The sequence below is a fragment of the Paenibacillus aceti genome (assembly GCF_003614185.1).
In the GTDB taxonomy this organism is placed as follows: domain Bacteria; phylum Bacillota; class Bacilli; order Paenibacillales; family Paenibacillaceae; genus Fontibacillus; species Fontibacillus aceti.
Window position 1 is genome coordinate 3,931,795 of record NZ_KZ987724.1, and the last position, 16,804, is coordinate 3,948,598.

General features: G+C 50.4%; 16 protein-coding genes. 2 read left to right on the forward strand and 14 right to left on the reverse strand.

The genetic code is table 11. The annotated features are described in order from the left end of the window. Window positions 1-58 precede the first annotated feature (58 nt). The 3 genes from BFJ94_RS17650 to BFJ94_RS17660 all read right to left on the reverse strand — a co-directional run bounded on the left by BFJ94_RS17650 (window position 59) and on the right by BFJ94_RS17660 (window position 2,818). Window positions 59-877, reverse strand: a complete 819-nt coding sequence (locus tag BFJ94_RS17650) for a formate/nitrite transporter family protein (protein WP_120463836.1) — start codon at window positions 875-877, stop codon at window positions 59-61. 254 nt (window positions 878-1,131) lie between these two features. Beyond that, complete coding sequence (locus BFJ94_RS17655; RefSeq protein ID WP_120463837.1) at window positions 1,132-1,917, reverse strand: (2Fe-2S)-binding protein; 786 nt, start codon at window positions 1,915-1,917, stop codon at window positions 1,132-1,134. A gap of 58 nt (window positions 1,918-1,975) precedes the next feature. Further along, entirely contained in the window at window positions 1,976-2,818 is an 843-nt protein-coding gene (locus BFJ94_RS17660) for an ABC transporter ATP-binding protein (protein WP_120463838.1), read from the reverse strand. Window positions 2,819-3,104: 286 nt separating this feature from the next. Here BFJ94_RS17660 and BFJ94_RS17665 point away from each other — a divergent pair, with 286 nt between their 5' ends. Beyond that, window positions 3,105-3,488, forward strand: a complete 384-nt coding sequence (locus BFJ94_RS17665) for a hypothetical protein (RefSeq protein ID WP_120463839.1) — start codon at window positions 3,105-3,107, stop codon at window positions 3,486-3,488. Between the two features lie 63 nt (window positions 3,489-3,551). Here the strand turns inward: BFJ94_RS17665 and BFJ94_RS17670 are convergent, their stop codons facing one another. From BFJ94_RS17670 to BFJ94_RS17720, 11 genes are all read right to left on the reverse strand, one after another. Next, window positions 3,552-4,439, reverse strand: coding sequence for a M15 family metallopeptidase (locus tag BFJ94_RS17670; protein ID WP_120463840.1), 888 nt, complete (start codon window positions 4,437-4,439; stop codon window positions 3,552-3,554). Between the two features lie 122 nt (window positions 4,440-4,561). After that, the gene (locus BFJ94_RS17675) at window positions 4,562-6,232 is read right to left on the reverse strand and encodes an ABC1 kinase family protein (protein ID WP_120463841.1); all 1,671 of its coding nucleotides are present in this window, start codon (window positions 6,230-6,232) and stop codon (window positions 4,562-4,564) included. A gap of 3 nt (window positions 6,233-6,235) precedes the next feature. After that, window positions 6,236-6,556, reverse strand: a complete 321-nt coding sequence (locus tag BFJ94_RS17680) for a phasin family protein (RefSeq protein ID WP_120463842.1) — start codon at window positions 6,554-6,556, stop codon at window positions 6,236-6,238. Window positions 6,557-6,623: 67 nt separating this feature from the next. Continuing rightward, the gene (locus BFJ94_RS17685) at window positions 6,624-7,493 is read right to left on the reverse strand and encodes a uroporphyrinogen-III synthase (protein WP_120463843.1); all 870 of its coding nucleotides are present in this window, start codon (window positions 7,491-7,493) and stop codon (window positions 6,624-6,626) included. A gap of 146 nt (window positions 7,494-7,639) precedes the next feature. After that, a complete protein-coding gene (locus BFJ94_RS17690; RefSeq protein WP_162944320.1) occupies window positions 7,640-8,716 on the reverse strand; it encodes a GerAB/ArcD/ProY family transporter in 1,077 nt (358 codons plus the stop codon). A 33-nt stretch (window positions 8,717-8,749) separates the two neighbouring features. Next, the gene (locus BFJ94_RS17695; protein WP_120463845.1) at window positions 8,750-8,965 is read right to left on the reverse strand and encodes a hypothetical protein; all 216 of its coding nucleotides are present in this window, start codon (window positions 8,963-8,965) and stop codon (window positions 8,750-8,752) included. Beyond that, window positions 8,958-10,253 (reverse strand): Ger(x)C family spore germination protein, encoded by a 1,296-nt coding sequence (locus BFJ94_RS17700; RefSeq protein ID WP_162944321.1) that lies wholly within the window; start codon window positions 10,251-10,253, stop codon window positions 8,958-8,960. Before BFJ94_RS17700 ends, BFJ94_RS17695 begins: the two co-directional genes overlap by 8 nt. Continuing rightward, window positions 10,240-11,745, reverse strand: coding sequence for a spore germination protein (locus BFJ94_RS17705; protein WP_120463847.1), 1,506 nt, complete (start codon window positions 11,743-11,745; stop codon window positions 10,240-10,242). The genes BFJ94_RS17700 and BFJ94_RS17705 overlap by 14 nt, the downstream gene beginning before the upstream one ends. A 377-nt stretch (window positions 11,746-12,122) precedes the next feature. Then, a complete protein-coding gene (locus BFJ94_RS17710; protein ID WP_120463848.1) occupies window positions 12,123-13,373 on the reverse strand; it encodes a methyl-accepting chemotaxis protein in 1,251 nt (416 codons plus the stop codon). Window positions 13,374-13,744: 371 nt separating this feature from the next. After that, window positions 13,745-14,563: a winged helix-turn-helix transcriptional regulator gene (locus BFJ94_RS17715; protein WP_240431917.1), complete on the reverse strand. Its 819-nt coding sequence runs from the start codon at window positions 14,561-14,563 to the stop codon at window positions 13,745-13,747. Further along, window positions 14,545-14,934 carry a Fur family transcriptional regulator gene (locus tag BFJ94_RS17720; RefSeq protein WP_120463849.1) on the reverse strand — a complete coding sequence of 130 codons (390 nt, stop codon included), beginning with the start codon at window positions 14,932-14,934 and terminating at the stop codon, window positions 14,545-14,547. The genes BFJ94_RS17715 and BFJ94_RS17720 overlap by 19 nt, the downstream gene beginning before the upstream one ends. Window positions 14,935-15,093: 159 nt before the next feature. On the opposite strand from BFJ94_RS17720, the gene BFJ94_RS17725 reads away from it, so the two are divergent. Beyond that, window positions 15,094-16,656 carry an FAD-dependent oxidoreductase gene (locus tag BFJ94_RS17725; RefSeq protein ID WP_120463850.1) on the forward strand — a complete coding sequence of 521 codons (1,563 nt, stop codon included), beginning with the start codon at window positions 15,094-15,096 and terminating at the stop codon, window positions 16,654-16,656. The last annotated feature ends 148 nt before the right edge of the window (window positions 16,657-16,804 follow it).

Consider the following 16,804-nt stretch of genomic DNA (forward strand, 5'->3'; position numbering starts at 1 on the left):
CTTCCTTAGAAGCAGCTATCATGCACGGGTCATCCGGATTTAGAGATGAATATTTACGCTATGCTTTTGTATTCGTTCCGGCCGCCTTATCCACCGGAATCTCCTCCTTGGCGTCCTTCAGATAGACCGCCCAATAAGCTCCAGCCACGAACAATGCCCCGCCCGTCAGATTTCCAAGCCAGACCGGGATGAAGTTCTTGATATACTCTCCCCAAGTGAAATATCCCTCGAAGATCGCCGCCGGGATCAGGAACATATTCGCCACAACGTGCTGGAACCCAATCGCCACAAAGGCCATGGTCGGGAACCAGATCCCTAATATTTTGCCACTGAAATCGTTTGCTCCATAGGCCAACCAAACGGCCAGAGCTACTAGCCAGTTACAGCCGATACCGGATATGAACGCTTGCAGGAAGCTGTCATCCAGCTTATGTCCTGCCATATCCACCAGCTTATCCAGATATGCGCCGCTTGAGGTCAAGCCGACGATATGTCCGAAGAAGTAAGCCACGAACAATGCCCCAACAAAATTGGATATCGTGATCAGAATCAAATTTTTGAACATTTCACCTGTCGTAATTCTATTCTTGAATCGGGCTAGCGATACAGCCATCATATTGCCCGTCAACAGCTCTCCGCCTGCCAGCAGCACCAATACAAGACCGATCGGGAACACCGACGCGCCGATGAAGGTAGCGATGCTGCCCCATTCTTTCGGAGCGCTGGCGATGACACGAATATTCAGCAAGAAACCGAGAGCGATGAACGCTCCGCCCAGAAAACCGAGGATCAATACAGTCAGAAGCGGATTATGCGCCTTCTTCACCCCGGTCTCCACAGTCACTCTCGCAATCTGATCCGGTTTGTTATAAGCCATGGAACTCTCTCTCCTTATGATATGTTTTTTTATATTTGAAGTTTAGCTTATTCACTTCCATGATGATTTTCATTCGCCTTTCATTGTATCGTGGGTCACCGTCTGGTTATGTGATTATTATCACAAACAACCGTTTACATGGCTCCATAATCCCTACCACATTTTCCTTGAAAATATAAAAGAACCTCTCTTCACAATCCTTCCCTTGTGAATTTAGAGGTTCTTTTTATTTGTATTATTCCTTCCCATACTACTTATTCGCTGCACGCCGTCCGTATCTCCTCATACTTGGCTTGTCTGTCCTGCTTGCTCAGCTTTGGGCAACCGTAGCAATAACCATGCCCCGTCTGATAAGCCAGACAGCAGGTCGGCTTCATGCGCATCTGTTCACCGGGTTGATACGGATCATCCAACCAGATCTCCTTCATATCAAAAGGATTCCGCTTCAGGCCAAACCACCTACTGTCAATATCCTTCGTGAGGCAATTGTAGTCCGCCAGCAATTGTTCCCGAAGCTGCTCGTCATCCAGCAGGCCGCCCATATAGTTCACATAGTATTCAGCACCGAGGGGGATCTGTCCCCATAGTTGGGTCAAGGGAAGGTGCGTAACCGCAGCGATAGTAGACATAATAGGCTGCAGCGATTGATAGAATTGACCGATCAAATCCTGCCGCCATTCGCTGCTATCCTGCTTGGGCCAAGGCAGTTCCGCCGCCGATTTGAGCACGAATCGGAGCTGCGGATACCCATTGCCACAATCCATCTGAATCACTAGATTCGCAGGCATCAGATCGAGCCTCGTCTCCGTTATAGCGATCATATAGATCATCGCCGCACAGACGGTCCGCCAGCTCGACGCAAAATAAGTACCCGCGACATCCAGCTTGGTACCGTTCAGTTGACGCTGGTACTCACGCAGGAAATCCGCCGCCTGCTCTCGATCGGTGAATCGCTCCCCATCTATCGTATACACGGCGTCAGAGCTTGGCTCCGTTACGATCGCTAGATACTGTGCAAGCCATTCGTATTGAATGCCCATTCCTGCGTTCCCCCTATGTCTAAGCGCTCGCTCATCTACTTCATCCAAAAGCGGCGCATTACCTGGCTATTTGGTTAACAAGCTCAACCTTTCTTCCGCGGAGCACTTTACCTTCGGCTGCACGATACAGCTCATAAGGAAGGCATAGCGGTACACCGCTGCGTGGGTCCGTTACGATATCTGCTTCGATGCCGAACACTTCACGCAGCACTTCCGTGGTGACAACCTCTTCCGGGGTACCGAAGGAAATCGCCTTACCCTGCTTAATGGCGATCATATATTGAGCATAACGGGCTGCATGGTTCAGATCATGCACGACCATAATGATCGTTCGCCCCAGTTCATCATTCAATTGCTCCAGCAGCTGCATCACTTCAAGCTGATGCGCCATATCGAGGAAGGTCGTCGGTTCATCCAGGAATAGAATCTCCGTCTCTTGTGCCAAGGCCATAGCGATCCAGGCCCGCTGCCGTTGACCGCCGGATAATTGCTCCAACGCACGGTCGCAAAATTCTCCCATCTTTGTAGCTTCTATCGCACAATCGATGACGCGGCGATCCTCCGCCTTCATTCCGCCGAATCCCTTCTGATGCGGGAACCGTCCGTACGAGACGAGCTCACGTACAGTGAGCCCCTCCGGCGCAGTAGGGTTCTGTGGCAGAATGGCCAGCTGCTTAGCAACCTCGCGTGTCGATTGTTTGTGTATCGATTTTCCGTCAAGCAGCACCGTCCCTTTCTTAGGCTGCAAAATACGGGCCATCGTCTTCAAAATAGTAGATTTCCCCGAGCCGTTAGCTCCAACCAATGCTGTAATCTCCCCCGCAGGGATCGAAATATTTAAATCCTGGACGATCAAACGATCCTCATAAGCTATATCCAAATGAGAGGTCTTCAATGACATATCTGCCGCACTCCCCTTCTAAATGCACAACTATAAACTGATCACATAATATCTTAAAGATACTGATAATCATTATCACTTGTCAATATTTATTTATGAGCGCCAGGGAGGATCTATTCTATGAATACTCTGTAAGTGGTCTGATCCCGTCCGGGAAGAAGGCTGGGGAACTGGCGATGGCATGTGCTCTAACGAAACGGGGAAACGTTATTTGGTCAAAAAGTAGCTTATACCCCGGATATAGCACAAATAGCGATATGGAGTTTCATTAGAAGGAGGAAGGGATGTGATTCGTCGCAGAAATGATAGAAGGTTGTCCTTCCCTCACACCAGCAAAGCCTGCGATTATGCAGGAATTTTGCCAATATTGCGCCTAGTCAGGGAAATTCCTGCGAAAATGCAGTTTTTCCCCTTGAAAAAACCTGATTCCAAAGAAAATAGAGAGAAAGCCTGCATATTTGCAGGAATTTCCTCAAAACGGACAGGTTCACGGGTAAAAGCCTGCATATTTGCAGTTTTGGAGCCGGGGCACAGGATGGGGGCGTACGGGCCACGGACATTATTATGCGCGTGTGGGGAGTTTGCATATGTTCTTACCTTCCGATCCACAAAAAAAGGCGCCGACATCGGCACCCTTTCTCAATACGATCAAATATCTATCCATCAATAAGCTCTCCCCATACTTCCTAATATAAGAAGGATGAGCTATATCACTTTCATATGAAGTACGCCATTAAGGATTAGCTGTTACTGGAATGGCGCCATAGTATTCCTCCAGCGTGATTCCCTGCTCCGCAATCTCGCTAGCAATCTCTACGCCGACATAGCGGATATGCCACGGCTCGTATTTGTAACCGGTAATACTATCCTTGCCTTCTGGATAACGGATAATGAAGCCATATTCTGCGGCATGCTTGGCCAGCCACTCCGCTTCCTTCGTGTCACCGAAGCAATCCTCTGCGGCGCATTTACCATCACTGCCTGACACATCGATCGCCAGGCCGGTCTCATGCTCGCTATGTCCAGGCACAGCACTGTAGGTCTTGGCCTTCTCTTCGCCATCCCGCTTAACATAACGATTGAATAGTGAAGTCTGTGTCTTGTGAGAGCGGTAGGCCGATACCCCGGCCAGATAAATTCCATCTTCCTCCGCGCCGGCGAACAGCTCCTCCAGAGCCTTCGCAGCTTCACTGCGCATCATCCGCTTCTCAATCTTCTCCTTGAAAGTAAAACGCACATTCGGATATACGAGATCCGCAGGATTATATTCATCCGGCAGAGCGAACTCCTTGTTCACCAGCACAGCTACGCTGTTCACATCCGAAGCAGCCGCCATATCAGGGCCATTTCCCGCATTCGCCGAATTTCCCGACGCTTCTCCATCAGTAGAGCCATTCTCGCCTGCACCTTGATTATCCGATCCCTGCTGCTCCTGGCTCTCCCCATTATTCTTAACATGATCTCCATTAACAGCGGCGGCACCGTTCTGATCTGCTCCTTGATTCGCCGTTGCCGGATTATTACCGGATGCTGCCTTGGGCGTATCTCCGCATGCTGTCACTAGCGCCATAGCGAGTAATAACGCGGACACCGTAGTCAGCGTCTTGATTCTAGTCGTCATCTTCTAGTCCCCCTGATACATATTTAAGCAGTTCATGAATGGAATGAACCTGATCTTTGAATGATTCAAAATCTTAGCTTTTCTATTGTACCAGAGTTGAAGGTAAATTTCCCACTTGCACCTTAAAACCTGCCAGATCTAAAAATAGAATATAAAAGCCAAGCTACCATTAAAGTGGCAACTACAAAGCCGATATCGATCACCGGGATATTCCAGAGCAAGATCGGCCTGTTCGTTAACGATGAGCCGACAATTACGCCGACCATAATAATACTGAAGGAGAGCAGCACAATGCTAAAAGAGAGGCGGTTCCCGATCTGATTGAACTTCCGCATCAATTCCTCCATCTCCGGGATATCCATCTCCGTCTTGATCTTGCCCTTGCTGATGATAGAAGAGAGCCGCTGCATTTGCCGCGGCAGATCGGTCAAGGATTCGCCGAGCTCTACCGCTTCACCTATCAGCTTCTTCCCGAGTCTGCGAGCATCCAGCTTCTCGCGCAACAGCTTTTTGCCGAAGGGCTCGGCCAGATCGAGGATGCTAATATCCGGGTCCATCCCCTGTACCACGCCCTCCACCGTCAACAAGGACTTGCCGAGCAGCAGTAAATCCGGCGGCAGAATGACGCCATGGCGCTGAGCCGCAACGAACATATCATTAATGGCAGTGCCGATGCTGATCTGAGAGAAAGGAATATCATAATAAGTCTCCCGTAGACGCTCCAGATCCAGGCGCAAGCCGTTCATATCCTCGACCTCATTCAGCAGCCCCATCCGCAGAATCGCCCGTACCATCCCCTCCGTATTGCGGCGCATCAGGGCGATAATCAGCGAGGATAGGTGCTCCTTCAGCTCTGAGCTAAGCCGACCGACCATTCCGAAGTCGAGAAAGGCAAGCCGCCCATCCGGGATGACCATCAAATTGCCAGGATGCGGATCGGCGTGGAAATAGCCGCTGATAAAAATCTGATGCAGCATGGCATCGACCAAGGTAGCGGCGAGCTCCTTCACATCCAGACCTTTCGCCTCGATCTCTGCTACTTTATTCAGGTGAATCCCTTCCACATAGTTCATCGTCAGCACCTTAGAGGTGGTGCAATCCCAATGAACCTGCGGAATATATATTTTTTTGTTGCCGGTAAACTGCTTGCTGATTCGCTCCATATTCCGGCCTTCAAACGTGTAATCGAGCTCCGCCTTGATCGATCTTGAGAATTCCTCCACCATCTGTGGAATTTGATAATGCCCCACCCAGACCCAGCGCTTCTTCGCGATCGCCGTCAAATTCTTCAGAATATCCAGGTCCCGCTCGATGACCGGAAAAATACCGGGGCGTTGAATCTTGATCGCTACCCTCTCTCCGCTCACCAGTCGTCCTTGATGGACTTGACCGATGGAAGCGGCAGCCAGAGGCTCTTCATCAAATTCGGCCAGCAGTTCCTCCACCGGCATATGGAATTCTTTCTCCATAATAGCCCTGGCTTCTCTGCCCGAGAAAGAAGTGACCTGATCCTGGAGCTTGACCAGTTCTGAAATAATAGACTCCGGCAGCAGATCAGATCTGGTGCTGGCCAGTTGCCCAAGCTTCACAAAGGTAGGCCCCAGTTCCTCTAATACGAGCCGAATGCGCTCGGCAAGCGTATGACTCTCTGGTTCACTCTTCGTGATCCAGCGCAGCGGAACGGAGAATAGCCGGGTAAGCCCTATCTCCTCCGCAATATAACCAAAGCCATGGCGCCCCAGCGCCATGGCTATTTCCCGGTAACGTCCGGCATGCCGTACAGTAGCTCGCATAGCTTAGGATGGATCGGACTCGGATGCGGACTCCGCCGACCTGTTCTCTAATTCTGCTACCCGGCGTTTGAGTTCCTCTACCTCTTTTACCGTTGCCAGACCCATTCCCTGCATGACCGTCCTTACCTGCTCATTTACCAATTCCTTGAACCGCTCCTGTTCCTCGGCTCCCTTATCGATCAGACGTTCCACGAACTGCTTCGACTCCGAAGGGGCAAGCTCTCCACGCCGAACCAGCTCATCCACGATACTCTCCACCTTCTCCTTGCTGACAATCGTAAGTCCCCAGCCCAATGAAATAGCCTTCTTCAACAGATCACTCATCGTTTACACCCTTTCCAGACTAGAATTTGATCCAACGGCAATCCGTAATACTACTTCTATTATATATTTATCCTTCATTTCCGGCAGTGTCTAATTCGGCACCAAAACCATGCGGGAGTACAGAATTCCCCTCAACACTATAGAACTTTGCTAATTCAACGATCATGCTGCCCATTCGTTCTTCCGCGGGCCAGACGACCCGCTGAATCCCAGCCTCAAGGAGCCCTTGCGCAGTTATTCTTCCTACCGACAACGCTACGACCGGACCATGCAGTGCCTTCAGCAGAGCCTGACGTCGTCCCTGCTTGTCCGCATATTCCAGTAAGAAGCGTACCTGCGGGCCGCTAGTGAACGCGACTGCGTCAACCTGACCGCCGAGGATATCCTGCAGCAATTGCTCAAGCGCTTCCTCTGGAGGAGCGATATGTCGATACGGCAGAATCTCTCTGCAACTGGCCCCCTGAGCCTCCAGCCATGAGATCAGCCGCGGAGCCGGGTCACCATGCAGCTGCACTACTACGGAGGTATCTCGCAACGGATGGCTCTCCAACCCGCGAATCAGTCCTTCCACACTCCCATCATCATCGCGGACTAGCGGTGTCAGCTTCCTCCGCTTCAGGGCATTGACCGTCTTATAGCCCCGGGCTGCGATTGAGGTGTTCTTGAGAATCTCCCACCACGCTTCTGCAACTCCCATATCCTCCGCCATGTCGAACAGAGCATCCAGCCCCATGCCTGTCGTGAAGACAGACCACTCCGGCGGGTTCTGAATCCAGGACACAATCCCATCGCGCAGATCGATATCATCGAGCAATACCGTACCCTGGGCAGGCCTATAGAGTGGAATACCTCCCAGATTCTCTACCAGCTTACCTAACTCCTGCGCCCGGCGCGGGCCAGTTAGGGCAATTCTCCGGCCTTCAAGCCTTTTTGCCATACCTCTCATCCCCCCACTCCTGGTCATCGTAATGATAACTGAGCTATTTTTTGACCCATTTCCATATTCATACAGGGTATAGCTACAGATTATACGATACGACAACAGGAAGTAAATCCTTAAATTGGATGAGCAGGGCATGAATTTCATCCTGGCTTCAGCCTTCGCTTCTTGCGTGGCCACAGGGCGACGAATAGCAACAGGGGAATTGCAATCTCGAATACGATGGCGAACAGCATCAGTTCCTCATTGAAATTGATCTGTTGGACCGGATTCCTGAAGAACCATATTCCGCATACATAACTTAGTGCCCCCAGCGGAGCCACCATCAAGCGACCAGACAATCCAGGAATAATGATCTGCAGCAGATTAGCCATCAGATAAATATTGAAGCCCAGCTTGCCGAATACAGTCGGTAGCCATAGCGCTACTAGTAGCAGATCGAATCGGTCCATGAAGTCCGTGATCTGGATCTGACGGACAAGCTCATAAGTCGGATACATCAGCTTCATTGACAAGGGGATACCAACGACCAGTTGAACCATAAGCATAAACACAATCAGATATAAGCCGCTGATCAGCAGGCCTGCGTACCCTCCCTTGCTCTTATAGTGCTTCCCCGACAAAATAAGCGGAAACACGATCAGTTCCCCCACACTGGAGAAAATAATCCAGAACCCATGAAAGATACCTGTCCAATCGAAGGAAAAGAACGGCTGAAGATTGCGAATCTCCGCATCCCGCCAGGTCGTCACAACGATCATTATCAGAATCAGGAACCAGATCGGTGTATAGATCTCCGCGATACCGACCAAGGATCGGATTCCTCCCTGAGCGATGAACACTACGGTGGCTGCAATAATCAGCCCGATCACAACGATAGGTGTCTTATTTAATAGTGAGGAGCTGGTAAAGTCCACACAAGCCCGCATCTCTCCTGCCGAAACCAACAGAAGAAAACCCATATATAAAATCGCTATGCTTCTTCCCATGACAGGATATCTTTCAATCATAGCGGATACGACGTTTCTGCCGGAGAATCTTTTGATAATCCTGGAGATCACCCATATCATGAAAAGAGTGACCAGTACGCTCAGAATATAAGATATATACCCGTGCTGCCGGGCCGTCTCCGATAATTTAGAGGAAATATCCAGGTAGTTGACCGAGAAAAGATAGAGAACCGATAACAAAGCGACCTGCCTCGTAGTTATTGTCTTCAAACTTCGTGCCCCCCTGCTTGTGGATCGGATCATTCATCGAAATGGAACCAGCGGACGAAGCACCTCCTGGAGCCATAATGTCGGGTAGAAAATAGGGCCGCTTGTCGTATACCCCAGAATCAGCAGCGAGATGCCCATCAGCGAATAGGTTATCCAGCGATTGACCTTGGGCTTTTGCCGCATTAACGGCCAATCTCTCCGCAGACTGTATATAATTAGCAGAAGCATCAGGGTTAACGATTCAATCATGGTTACTTTTCTCCCCTTTAACAGAGAGTGAGTTCATCAACTGGCTCGTGCCTTCCAGATGAATCGTCGAATCTAGCGAGACCTTCACGGAAGGGTATACCTCATGCCATCTGTCTTTGACCTTATCCCATTCCTGCGGGTACCGGTTTTTGATCACTTGACCGAAGCCGAAGATATCAGATTGATATTCGCGTTGCAGCTTCTCGATGACCCGACCCAGATTCTCGTTGATATAATTGCCGCATTGCTCCTCCAGCCCGTCAAGATTCTCACCCTCGATATCCTCATACGTAGTATTCTCCAGAATAGATCCCTTGGCCTGAAAATGAATCTTGATCGCCAATTGCGAATCCTGCACACTTGGGGTCCATCGTATCTTGGTCTCATTCAGATTGATCGTAATAAGCTCATCCTTGTCGCCGCGAGGAAGAATAATCTTCGGGTTCAGCGACTCGCCCATCCCCATTACGGCGAGCATCCCTTCATCTCTTTCGAGGATGCCGACGAGCTTATCACCCCTGAATACACCAAGCCCATCAACAGCTATCAAACTCTTGGATTTGTCAGGTACATCCTTGCTGCTATCTTTAATACTCATCACTGGCAGCGCAAGATCGACGCCCTCATTCAACAGCTTATTGACCATCCGCTTCACATTCACCGGGTGGCGCATCGTATTCTTGGCAAGCTCCCGCGCCATCTCCGCCGGAAATTGCTCTATAGGCGCTTCTGCGGACAGGATATCGAAGGCTTTTCCTCGGGAGAGCACAACATACGCACTTAACCGATTCTGGGGAAAGCGGCCGAGAATATCTAATTGGCTGCCAATACCGCTACGAGCAAAATCCTCTCCGAGGATCATGAGCCGCCGATGAGAGAAATTTAAAATCCGCGACAGGCCCGCCTGAATCTCCCTGTTAGCGAGATACATGGTCCGGGCCTGCTTCGAGATTAGGAGATAATTCTGATTGCCAGAGGTACCTCCCCCGCCCCCTACGCTTCCGGTACCTCCAAGCTGGCTGGGGAGAGCAATCTGTATAGTCGTAATAAACTGGTCATTCACTTTGTCGAAGGAGGAGCCTATTACAAAGGCGACATCATTGATCTCAACCCTATCCCAGCATCCGCAGAGCAGCGCTAATGATAGCAAGCTGGCACATAGAAATACTGGCTTAGGCTTAAACTTGGGCTTGGCCTTGGGCCTGCATCCAGATCCAGATCTGGATCGTACTGAGCACGCAGTCCTGACTACAGCCATACTGAATCTGCTCTTTCTACCAGCCTTCATGCTCATCGGCCCTCCCTCTCAGCTTCGGCGCCCCGATCCTGTTGCGATTCGTCTCTGAGGAAGAATTAGGCCGCTGGGACATCTTCCACATCGGCACCCGGACGAAGATATCCTTGAAGTCTCGCAGACGATACGGGGACACCCCTAGCAGATAAGGAACCCCGAAGGACTTCAATTGGGTCAAATGAACTAGGATCCAGACGGTACCGACGACGATCCCGAACAGACCGAATAGCGCCGCCAGAATCATAATCAGGAAGCGCAGCATCCTGACCGTCGTCGCCAGGTTGAACCGAGGCAGCGTGAACGAGGCGATACCGGTCATGGACACCACGATTACGATCGGGGCGGAGACGATCCCCGCCTGAACCGCAGCCTGTCCGATAACCAGCGCACCGAGGATACTCACGGCCTGACCGATCGTCTTCGGCAGCCGAATTCCCGCTTCCTGAAGGGCCTCGAAGGATACTTCCATAATTAACGCCTCAATGATCGCCGGGAACGGGATCGCCTCGCGGGCCGTGGCGATACTCAGAATCAAAGAGGAAGGGAGCATATCCTGATGATAGGTCGTCACGGCGATATACAAGCCGGGCAGCATAAGCGCCACCAGCAAGAAGAAAAGACGTATCCAGCGGATGAAGTTCGTGACGAAGTAGCGCTCGTAATAATCTTCACTGGATTGAAGCAGCTGCCATAATGTCACCGGAGCTACCAGCACGAACGGAGTACCATCGACGAAGATCGCTACCTTCCCCTCCAGAAGCTGAGCCGCAATCGTATCTGGACGCTCGGAATACTGCATTTGCGGAAAAGGAGAGTACGGATTATCCTCAATCCATTCCTCTACATAGCCCGATTCCAGAATTCCGTCCATATCGATCTGCTTCAGCCGATCCAGCACACTATCCACCAGATCCTGCTTGGCCAGCCCATCGATGTATGACACGACTACATCCGTCTTCGTTATTTTGCCGACGATCAGCGGTTTCATCTTCAGTTTCTCTGTCTTAAGCTTGAAGCGGAGTAATGCCGTATTAATCCGCAGCGACTCGGTGAACCCCTCTCGGGGCCCACGGATCACTGTCTCGGTAGAAGGCTCCTGTACACTCCGCCTGGATCCGCCCTTCACATCGAAGGTAAGCACTTCATCAGAATCATCCATGAAAATAACGACATGGGCCGTCAATATAGCTTCGATCACGCCAGGCCAATCGGATGCGGTACTCGTCTGAGTAAGCGAGATCCGGGTAAAGGGCAGTTCGCTAAGCCGTTCTACCGGCTTCTCCGCCTTGACTAGTCCTTCGATCAGCGGCGAGATAATATTCTGATCGACCAAATCCACATTGATGATTCCTTCAACATATACAATCAGACCGCGCCGTGATTCGGTGAACTGAATATCCCGATACACCAGGTCAGAGCTGTCCTGAAATATATCTTTCAGAGCTTCCACATTCTGTGCAAGCTTACGACTAAGCTTCTCTTTCATCTGGAAACTCCCCCCTGCTAAGGAAATCTGTATAGAAGTATGATGTTCCAAATGGGGATTAATATGTATTTAGCTGCTGGAAATGAGCGAAAAAAAACCGCCAGAGCCCGTCTGACGGTAAAGGATTGAGAATAGCTAATAACTGCTGAAATACACTTATTTTTTGAATACGAACCCGCTACCGGAAAATAACTGCGAAAATACAACTACTTCCTGACCAAAGCCCCATTTGTACCCTATTCCACTGGGAATAGTTGCAGAAAATCAGTTATATCTCCGTGGAGAGCAAAAATCACCAATATAGCTGCATATTTGCACTTATAAGCTGGCTGACCCGCTCTATTGGAAGTGGTAGGCTGACGGTCGATGGACCCTCGTTATAGCTTCTGAACCTTGAACCGCTTGACCAGCCCATCCAAATAAAGGGCCATACGTGATAAATCATTCGATGACGCCGCGACCTCCTGAATAGAGGCCAGCTGTTGTTCAGACGCTGCAGAAATCGTCCGCGCATTATCGAGATTACCTTCGGAGATCGATGCGATTCCGTTGATGGATTCGGTAACTCTGTCTGCGCCGTTCTGAAGCTCCTGGGCAGCGCCGGACACTTCTTCCATCTTGGCAGTGGCATTGCGAACAGCCTTACGGATTCGCGAGAAGGAGCGGCCTGAAGTATCGACGGCGATGATACCTTCATCGACCCCCAGCTTCGCATTCTCCATCGATCGCTGTGCCAACTGGACCTCGCTCTGAATATTCCCGATCAAATCTTCAATTTGATGCGCCGATTGCTCCGATTCCTCGGCCAGCTTGCGTACCTCGGAAGCGACGACAGCGAAGCCCCGTCCTTCTTCCCCCGCTCTGGCGGCCTCAATCGAAGCATTAAGCGCCAGCAGACTGGTCTGTTTGGCAATTCCGGTAATCGCGCCTACGATACCGCCTATATTTTCCGAGTGGGCTCCTAAGGTCTGAATAACATGGCCTAGCTCATCGACGGTATGCTGAATATGCTCAATCTTCTCAACGACGCTCAACACAGAAGCATTGCCTTCCTCTGCGGTCGCATTCGTCTTCTCCATCGTCTCCGTGACCTCGCGGATATGCTCCGTGATCGACCTAATCTGGCTTGACATATTCTCCATCTCTTGAACGCCAATCTCCACCCCTTGCTTCTGCCGTTCACTGCCGACAGCCATTTCCTGGATCGCTACGGTGACATCCTCGATCGCCTTCGTCGTCTGCTCCGCTCCAGAAGCGAGCTGCTCTGCCGAACGCGCTACATCGCCTGTAGTGTCACGCACGCTTGTAATCGTCTCGCTAAGATTATCGATCAGATCCTGAAAATGATTAGACAGATCGCCGATTTCATCCTTTCTATGGGTACTGGCCAGCCGTTTCGTTAAATCTCCCAAGCTTACCGTTTGTGTCATTTCAACCAGACGGCTCAGCGGAGAAGCTATGGAATGAATGGTAAACCATGTAGCAGCCAACGCAACAACCAATGAAATTCCCAAAGTGACTAGCCCACTCCCTATGCTGGCATGATTCAATATCATGCTAAGAACACTCGGTACGACAGCAACAACAATCATTGAGAGCAACAAGGTAATACGTATGCGTTTCTTCATAGATCATGGTCCTTTCCCAATATGATTACTTAAAGAGATAGTTCAAAAAGTCTAATTTTGCTCCTGATGTGAATCAGGATGCTATTCGGCAGCGAATCTTGAATTCAGCCGGGCCTAAGCAAATGCTTATGAGGTTATGCCCTAGCTTCACCCAACCTTCTCGGAGCTGAAAACCGGCCTTTTTGAACGCGCACTTAGATTAGTATTCGACATATTCCATCATTCTCCTCTCTAGGCCTTAAAGCCTAGCTCCCGGCACGACACCACCATCCATCCGCAAAACATGTAAATAGGCAAACTATGTAAAAAAGACAAGCACCGCACGGTTGGCCGGTACCTGTCTAATCATACGAAAATGCACGCTATTGCTATTAGTCAGCCAGACGATAGCCTACACCTCTCACCGTAGCTATATAGATAGAGTCTACCGCCCGGTCGCCAAGCTTCTTGCGCAGACTCTTAATATGAACATCGACAATGTTGCTGCCGCCGAGGAAGGTCGTGTCCCAGACTTCGGATAGCAGCTCCTCACGGGACATCACCGCCCCTTCATTCTCCAGCAGCTTCACGAACAGCTCATATTCCGTCTTGGTCAGCTCAATCTGCGTGCCATTACGGTATACAGCCATCTTATTGCGATCGATCCACAGGTCCTTGAATACCGCTGGCGAATGGCCCATCACTAAACTTAAGGAAGAACTGCGTTCACCTTGATTGCGGATAATACGCTGAGCGTGGTAGAGTATCTCTCCCGGTCTGGCCGGCCATACCAGCAGCTCATGATTCATTAAGCTCTGATCCAGGCCTGCGAGCACAGATTCATTGACAAGCAGAAGGCTCGGAACATCCCCCGTCTTCTCCATCAATGATTGAATCGCAGCCGCATCCTCGATCTGGCGATAGAAGGTACAGTCAAAAATAAGCAAATCCGCCGCTTGCGCATTACGTATCCCTTGCTCCAAGTGGTGGAATACGAGGACGTCGAAGCAGCCCTCCGACAGCGCCCGCAGCAACTCGTAAATTTCACTTGGATAAGGGCTGACGATAATGACCCGCTGCGTCACCGGGCACACGACCGGAACCCCGGCCAATTCCTCCAGTCCCATTTCAGAATCCTGCGTAGGGCGTCTTAAAGGAGGAGCCGTTGCCACGAAGGCACGCTCCGCCATGTTCATTTCTTCGACTGACATGCTGGGCACACCCCCCCGAATACGACGTGAGCATGATGGACATCATATCCGGTTTCTTTGGCAACAGCATCGCTCCAGTCCTCGGGCACACACGTCATAACCTCATCCACACGACCGCACACCTCGCACAGTATATGCTGATGATCATCCAGCTTGGCATCATATCGGCTGGCCGCCTCGCCCAGCTTCAGCTCGCGGATCAATTCTTTCTCGGTCAAGTACCGCAGTGAATTGTACACTGTGCCATATGCAAAATTATAACCCTGCTCTACAAGCCGGTTCATGACCTCGGCGGCGGTCGGATGGTCGTTCGCTTTGCGGACAACGTCATACACTGCTTGGCGCTGCGTCGTTAAATTTAGTGATTTCATATATATGGTCATCCTTTATTATGAATAATTTTAGAATTAGTATAAGTCTTATTCTATTATCCGTCAATGATACCTCCAGCGAACCTGGTGTTTCATCTGCAAAATATTGGAGAGAATTGTACAAGGGATTAAAATTTCAATTGAAGGAGGACCCCGTTCATGAACAACACATCCCATTCCGGATCATTGCCCAAGTTCCCCGAATCGATGTGGAGCCATACCTCTTCCCGGCCTTCGTTTTCAACCCTAAATGAGGATATACAGTGTGATGTGGCCGTTATCGGAGGCGGCATCACCGGGATTTTGACCGCCTATGTATTGCTTGAGGCAGGGCGGAAAGTCGCAATTATCGACGCTGGCCAAATACTGCAAAGCACGACGAGCTTCACAACGGCCAAGATTACCTCACAGCACGGCTTGATATACAGCAAGCTGCTAAGCCACTTCGGGAAAGAAGCAGCACGTCTCTATTATGAGGCCAACGAAGAAGCAATCCGCTTCATTGCCGATACAATCCTGAAGCATAACATCGAGTGCCAGTTCCAACGGGAGGATGCTTATTTGTATGCGGACTCCGAGGAGCAGCTTGAACAATTGAAACAAGAATGGGAGGCTTACCGTCAGCTGGATCTGCCAGGCGAATGGGTTGATGATCTGCTCATACAGGTAGAATCAAAGGGCGCTATTGTCCTGCGCAATCAAGCCCGGTTCCATCCGCTTCAATATTTGACCGCTCTCACAAGCTCCATTGTTGAGAAAGGCGGACGTTTCTACGAGCATACTACCCTTGAAGACTACGCCGAAGAACAGGACGACGGAAATCTGATTCTTAAGACCGCAGACGGGCATAAAATTACTTGCCAGCATGCAGTCTCAGCCTCTCACTTTCCTTTCTTTGACGGGGGCGGCCTATACTTCACACGGCTCCATGCCGAACGCTCCTATGCGATCGCCATCAAACCGCAGAAGCCCTATCCCGGCGGCATGTACATCAATTGCGGCGAACCGAAGCGTTCTATAAGATCCGCTATGCTGGACGGGAGCGAGGTCCTTATCGTCGGGGGTGAATCCCATAGGACGGGGAAAAATGACTGTACGATCGAGCGTTATGAGAAGCTGGAGCAATTCGCCAGGGAGACCTACGGAATAGAACAAATTCCATACCGTTGGTCAACGCAGGATTTAATCACGATCGATGAGGTGCCCTATATCGGCCAGGTGACCTCCAGACATCCTAGAATTTATGTAGCTACAGGCTTCGCCAAATGGGGAATGACAACCTCTGCAGTGTCGGCCGTATTAATAGCCGATTTGATTACTGGACAAGAGAATCGCTATACAGAGCTATTCACCCCCTCCAGATTCAAGATTAATCCGAGTCTCAAGAATCTAACGGTTCAGAATGCGGAAGTAGCCAAGGAATTGATCAGCGGCAAAATAGAGGCCGTTCATTTGAAGGTCGAGGATTTGAGGACAGATCAAGGGTCCGTCGTCAAGTATCGCGGCAAGAGGGCCGGCGCCTATAAAGATTCCACCGGCGTCGTCCATCTAGTGGACACCACCTGCAGTCATATGGGCTGCGAGTTGAACTGGAATGAAGCCGAGCGGTCTTGGGACTGCCCCTGCCATGGATCCAGATTCAATTATCAGGGTGCCGTGATCGAAGGACCGGCCACAGAGGATTTGACCCGGTTGAATCCACATTATGGTGCAGAGAAGTAAGTTATGACGGATCGTTACGTTGAATTAGCCGTATTCCTTGCTAAAACATGAGGAATACGGCTAATTCTGCATTATGGTATGAAATTAGGCGTCACTATCTTGCATTAATCAGTACTGCATGTTACTATATACACGTACTAATCATTAT